The following is a 5639-nucleotide window of genomic DNA, read 5'->3' as shown; positions in this document are numbered from 1 at the left end:
ATGCCCTTAAAAAAGTACAAACGCCATGTTTAAAAAGTACAAACGCCATGTATTAAAGTACAGTTAAGGTAATTGTACTTTAATTAATTAAAAGGTATATTTTCAGAAGGTGTACTTTATTGAGATCAATATGACTTTAGACAAAAAACATTACCCCAAAGACTGGGTTGTTTTACAAAATCGTGTTGTTGAATGTTTTAAGAGCATGACGCTTGATGAAAAGCGATTATTCATCATGGCAACACCGTTAGCGAGAACCACAAATATTTCCAGTGGAGAACCTATTTATATATCAACAGAGGAGTTTGCATCTGCTTGCGGTATTGAAATTACAGGCGCATACACAGCTTTGGGTATAGCAACCAAAAAACTTTTTGATCGTTACTTTGGCTATACAAGAGCAGATAAAGCAAAAGTAAATGTTCGTTGGGTATATAAAACCGTATATGGTGAAGGTGGTGCAGAGCTATATTTTACCGATGAGGTACTTTTGCTTTTGCGTGAGTTTGATGCCCTTAACCCATATACCAAATATAAAAAGGAAGTCGTACTACGGCTCAAAAAGGACTATTCACTAGACTTTTATCACCTAGCCAAGAAGCACCAGACAATGGGCAGTTTCCAAATCAGTCTTGATGAATTATTTGAACAGCTTGGCTTACCTGATTCATATCAAGACCTAAGCAATCTAAAAAAACGTGTGATTAAGCCATCACTGGACGAAATCACCGCCAATACAGACATAGACCTGACCTATGAGAACGTGAAGCGTGGGCGATCTGTGGTTGGCTTTAAGTTCACAGTCAAAGAAAAACCAAAGCCTAAACTAATTGCACCTACACGAGATCCAAACACCGTTGATATGTTTTTCGAAATGTCCGATTCTCAAATTAATATGTTTGGTAATCAACTTTCAAAATTGCCTGAACTTGGAAAATACGCAGTCGGGAATGAGGGGTATGAAGCTTTAGCATCACGACTCAAAGATATGCTTAAAGACCCTGAAAAACAAAAGTTGCTAGTACCACACTTAAAGAAACTGGGCTTTAATCCTAAGAGTTCTTAAAGTGATTTATCGCACACGCGATTTTAATAATTTTGCCATTAGAAAAAATTTACAGGTTCAATGATGATAAAGCGATTATTCCTCATTCTTCTAACGTCCTATTCAGTTACGGCTTATGCAGAAAATAAAAAGCCTCAGCTAGTTGTCGTCAATGTTGCAGACATACAAAAGCAATATTCCACATCTCCAAATACAAAAATTGAAGTGCAGTCCGTATCAAACACTCCACTTGCGGTCCAAAAAGTTGTTGTTAATCGAGGAGCTTGTTTAGTTCTACCTGATAACAAAATCATTAATTTGCCATCTTACGGAAACAAAGCCGAATATTTAATGGGCGGATGTTATGCAAGAAATATTACGGAGATAGCCGTATATTTGAATGACAACAAGGTTGTGACTTTCCATTAACATCACATATCAGCCAACCGTTTAAAGGTTTTTTCATGGCGGATTAGAATCTTTTTAGTCAGTAACCTGACAAGTTTTTCTCCCTCGCTCCCTGTCAGATCAAGCTCTTTGATGGGTCTAATCTTGGGACGATCAACAATTTCAACACCATATTTTTTCATTCTGGATATTCCTAAAAATAATAGAACTTCAAACCAAGAAAAACGGCTGAAAGTATTGCTGTTACTACAATCCCACCAACTTTGTTGCCTAGCCGATTCTTGGAGAAAAGGAAAAATCCCACTCCAACCAACATGAAAAAACCAACAAACAAAGAAATTCGGGCTTGTGATGGCTCAATTTTAAATATTGCACCCATAGCTAATTCGAAAAAAATCGCCATGGCAAAAAAAACGGTGAAAGCCAAGCCCGCCACAATAAAACTGATTTTAAAATCTTTAAAAAATACATCGCTTTTTTGCATAAAAACTTACTTCTCAATTAACAATTGTAAAAACTAGACCCATTCCAACAACCACGGTCACTAATAATATTTTCAGCCAAAAGTTAGTATTTTTAGCCTTTAAAACATCCTGTTTAAGTGCTTGCTCTGACTTTGAAAATTTATCTATCTCGGTTTGAATTGTGTCCATATATTTTGAAATTTTTTCCAACTTTCCTGCTTGCTGTTCATTTTTAAGTGATAACTCAGTATTGGATTGCTCCAGTTGTTTATTTAAATTGATCTGTTGAATCAGTTTGTTGGCTTGTTCAGAATTACTGGCTTGAAGCTCCTCAAAAAACTGATCTTGTTCTTTAGATTCTTCAATAAACTGCTTCACTCTAGCAGTCAGTTTTATATTGTTTTCTTTAAGTTTTTCATTCTCTTGCTGTAGAGATGTTTTAGATTCCTCTATTGTAGAAAATTGCTTTTTTAAGTCGGTGAGCTGTCGCTGTAACTCAATATTTTCCTCAAAATGGCTAGTCCCAACCTCATCAAGTAGAAAATCACAATACTTAAAAAAATCGGGTTCCGTCAGTGGAAAGGGCATTGCATGAGAATTTTTCAAATGTTCGACTATTTCACGCCAACTTTTACCAGTGCGGTACAGCTCGGTGATTTCATCCTGTCGGCTCTCAAGCCATCTGCGCTTATTAAAATAAGGAGTTTTAGCCATCACTCAATATCCTTGTAGTAACTATCGTTGTAAACGTAGCCATCAGGACTTTTGCGCTGTAAAAACTTTTTACCGTCATCACTGCTTTTCCAAGTCAAAAGTAACTCTCTTGAACTTTGATTGGCTTGATCTTTAATAGACCTAAAATAAGTATGGATTTCACTATTATTTTTAATTTTCGGCGTTGAAGCACGGACATAGCTTAGATTTAACTTTCGTCCACCTGCACTTAAAAAACTGCGATTCATTTTTGACTGAAAATAGGCGGTGAACATGCCGTATAGTTTGCCGATCTGCACACGTACACCACGATAACCAATGTATCCCTCCAGACTTAGAAGGTACTTTTCAAAATGCTCTTTTACATCAGTATTAGATTTATTTTTTTGAAAGCTATTCACCAAGTTAACGCCACGCTGACGCACAGCTTCAAAGGCATCTTGATTTAAACGCCATGTAAAATTTGTTGCATGCCTGGTATTTTCACTTAAACCGATTTCCTGCAACTCTTTGATGCTTTTGGCTCTTTTTGTCAGTTGCAAAAATACATAATCGCCCACTGTTAGGGTTATCTTTCCAAAGGTTTCAGCGCCTTTAACTTGCTTAGAAATTTGATCATTTAAATAATCAAGATGGTCATATTTATTTTGGATAATCTCACCATCGGGCAAGCGTAGCAGCAAGTCATTTACTCGACACAGCAAAAGCAAAGTCGGGGGTCTAAGGGTATATAACTTATTTTCATTTTTCGATTTATCACGCAAGTAACGATAAAAATCAGCTTCGGTTAGATTTTCTTTCTGAAAACAACCGCCATTCGCAACGATGCAACAAAACGTACTTTGTCCGGACAGAAATTTTCGATACTGCTGTTGTGGTGTATTTAGCAAGCCATAGCGGTCATTCCACTTCTCAAGCATGGATTCTGCATTACTAAAATTTGTAGGTTTAACCAAAACCGCAAAATCATAGCCCTTCGAAAAACAAGCCAATACGGTATGGGTTAGCTCTTTCGTACCAGTGGTGTAATAAATCATTTTTTTCTTATTTAGTCCAAAAATTTAATTATCAATATACCCTTATTTGTAGATTCTTAAAGGGATTCTGAGGATTTTTTTAATAGTTATATCTAAAAGACTGCTTTTCGGAATTTATAATCAGATTATGCTATCGCATAATAAGCAGTTCCGAAATTTGACTTGACACGGTATCTGCTACGCATAAGATGGGTTTTGTAGATATTGTTTTTCAGTTGGACTGCCAATCCATACATTCAATTTTCCTTAAATTGTTTGTTCATGGATTGCCAACCATGAACAAACAACATCGCCCCTTTTCGCAACGTGCCAAGTTGTGAAAAGTTTTATCGGTGAAGCTGCATACGTCCGAAAGGTAGTTGGTGCGGCTACGATAGGGGCTAGAGGGTGTGAGTCCCTCTTTCTACCTGTTACAAAAGTTATGTTCCTGTTTTTACAGGATGCTAGTAGGGCGACACGGACACGGGCATTAACGGGTTATCAGCGTTTTAAACATGCGACTGGTAACTTAGTGAATTAACCCTGTTTTATTTGTTACGGATAGTCATCTCAAGGATTGAGTAATGGCGTTAATAACCGCTTGGCAGATGCTTCGTAAGGGCATAGTCAAGGCGCACAGGTGGGCTTTTGAGGTGATCGTGAGGTCACAGGGGAATGAGGTGTTAAACTGGATTTCTCGGCACGTCATGGTGAATTGCTGAATTCGTAGAGATACGTTGCAATTTGCTCTGGCGGTCAATGGATAGCTCAAGCCTGTAAGGTCGGCTCTGTCAACACACAACTATAGAATAGTTGATGGCAGTCGATATGCGTAGAGTAAGTGCTTTACCTTATTGATTTAACTAGACAATATAACCCCGACAAGACTTGGAACTGCGGTTGGGTGAACATGGAATTGAGTTTAGTTAAGTTAGAGATAAGCGTACTACTCATCAAGACAAATAAGACTAACGTGGGCGCACTTCACACCGTTTGAGTTGTAGATATTTAATTTCTGATTGATTAGTTCACAGAAAAGCGATTCTAGGCAAACAACGAGGTGGTGATCGGTGACGATCTTTAGAAGTGTTAGAGAATCAGACAAGTACAAAACCCTTAATCTTTAAGGGTTGCAGTCACTCCGAGCGAATAAAAACGTAAGTGGTGATAATTGGGAAAGTCTATGCCGATAAGTTGGTGGTGTTTAAGGTGATTGAAAACAGATTTTTTTCGGTAATATTCGAGTGGTATCAACATGCTTTGGCTAGCATGATTTACCGAAAAAACTGTCTTAAAACGATTCTACAATCGTGAAAATTAGTTGTCTTGGCAGACAATGATATTTTCAAACTGTCGATGCAGTATAAATACGTACAAATTAGTAGTTTTAAGAACCCAGTCCTCTTTAAGAGGCTGGGTTTTTCTACTCAATAACTAAAATTCATCTAATTGCTCACCATTTACGTTTTAAGCGACTTTTAAATGCACAACGTAGGATAGATTAAAAAAACAATAAAAATCTCTATAGCACCGCTTTTTTTGCGTTTAATCGCTATCTTTAACGAGTGTCTACGAGTGACACAAAGAAAATTCGCTTATTCCCCTCTCTGAAAAACCGCTTTTGCTTTTTTAAGCTTTCAAATAGGGTTAAAACCTTTCTACTAAAGGGTTTTAGGGAGTATATAGGGTGGTTTATCGACCCAGTTATTAGCGAGTGTCTACGAGCGACACATTGAAGCTTTTGCTTTTCAAAAAGTATGAGCATAGCGAATACATTATCAATGCTTTTGACTTTGCTTTTGCTCTTGAAACGACACGAGCGAAGCGAGTGCCATAGCCTTTGATTTTGCTCTTGCTTTTGACTTTGATTTTCTTTTTAGCTTTTAAGAAGCTTTTAAAAGCTTTTCGCCCCTCTACAGCCCTTGCTAAATATAGCTTTCAGACTTTAAAAAAGTACAAACGCCATGTATTAAAGTACAAACGCCATGTTAA

General features: G+C 37.3%; 6 protein-coding genes. 2 read left to right on the top strand and 4 right to left on the bottom strand.

What is annotated here, in order from left to right; genetic code table 11:
- Positions 1-130: 130 nt before the first annotated feature.
- Together D7V20_RS18355 and D7V20_RS18350 are read left to right on the top strand one after the other, a co-directional pair.
- A complete protein-coding gene (locus tag D7V20_RS18355) occupies positions 131-1066 on the top strand; it encodes a replication initiation protein (protein ID WP_120385335.1) in 936 nt (311 codons plus the stop codon).
- Between the two features lie 63 nt (positions 1067-1129).
- A complete protein-coding gene (locus D7V20_RS18350) occupies positions 1130-1474 on the top strand; it encodes a hypothetical protein (protein WP_120403881.1) in 345 nt (114 codons plus the stop codon).
- 2 nt (positions 1475-1476) lie between these two features.
- Here the strand turns inward: D7V20_RS18350 and D7V20_RS18345 are convergent, their stop codons facing one another.
- From D7V20_RS18345 to D7V20_RS18330, 4 genes are read right to left on the bottom strand one after another with little or no spacing between them, the layout of a single operon-like run.
- Positions 1477-1635 carry an acetyltransferase gene (locus D7V20_RS18345; protein ID WP_228200241.1) on the bottom strand — a complete coding sequence of 53 codons (159 nt, stop codon included), beginning with the start codon at positions 1633-1635 and terminating at the stop codon, positions 1477-1479.
- 11 nt (positions 1636-1646) lie between these two features.
- On the bottom strand, positions 1647-1937 hold the full coding sequence (locus D7V20_RS18340) for a hypothetical protein (RefSeq protein WP_120385332.1): 291 nt from the start codon (positions 1935-1937) through the stop codon (positions 1647-1649).
- 13 nt (positions 1938-1950) lie between these two features.
- Positions 1951-2631, bottom strand: coding sequence for a hypothetical protein (locus tag D7V20_RS18335; protein ID WP_120385331.1), 681 nt, complete (start codon positions 2629-2631; stop codon positions 1951-1953).
- On the bottom strand, positions 2631-3668 hold the full coding sequence (locus D7V20_RS18330) for a hypothetical protein (protein ID WP_120385330.1): 1038 nt from the start codon (positions 3666-3668) through the stop codon (positions 2631-2633). The genes D7V20_RS18335 and D7V20_RS18330 overlap by 1 nt, the downstream gene beginning before the upstream one ends.
- Positions 3669-5639: the final 1971 nt, after the last annotated feature.

This window comes from Acinetobacter rongchengensis (genome assembly GCF_003611475.1).
In the GTDB taxonomy this organism is placed as follows: domain Bacteria; phylum Pseudomonadota; class Gammaproteobacteria; order Pseudomonadales; family Moraxellaceae; genus Acinetobacter; species Acinetobacter rongchengensis.
Note: the sequence above shows the minus strand (reverse complement) of the source record. Positions and strands in the feature narration are given on the sequence as shown.

Excerpts from the sequence above, each read along its gene's own strand:
- D7V20_RS18330 (WP_120385330.1), bottom strand. The coding sequence starts at position 3,668 with ATGATTTATTACACCACTGGTACGAAAGAGCTAACCCATACCGTATTG.
- D7V20_RS18335 (WP_120385331.1), bottom strand. The coding sequence starts at position 2,631 with ATGGCTAAAACTCCTTATTTTAATAAGCGCAGATGGCTTGAGAGCCGA.
- D7V20_RS18355 (WP_120385335.1), top strand. The coding sequence starts at position 131 with ATGACTTTAGACAAAAAACATTACCCCAAAGACTGGGTTGTTTTACAA.
- D7V20_RS18345 (WP_228200241.1), bottom strand. The coding sequence starts at position 1,635 with ATGAAAAAATATGGTGTTGAAATTGTTGATCGTCCCAAGATTAGACCC.
- D7V20_RS18340 (WP_120385332.1), bottom strand. The coding sequence starts at position 1,937 with ATGCAAAAAAGCGATGTATTTTTTAAAGATTTTAAAATCAGTTTTATT.
- D7V20_RS18350 (WP_120403881.1), top strand. The coding sequence starts at position 1,130 with ATGATAAAGCGATTATTCCTCATTCTTCTAACGTCCTATTCAGTTACG.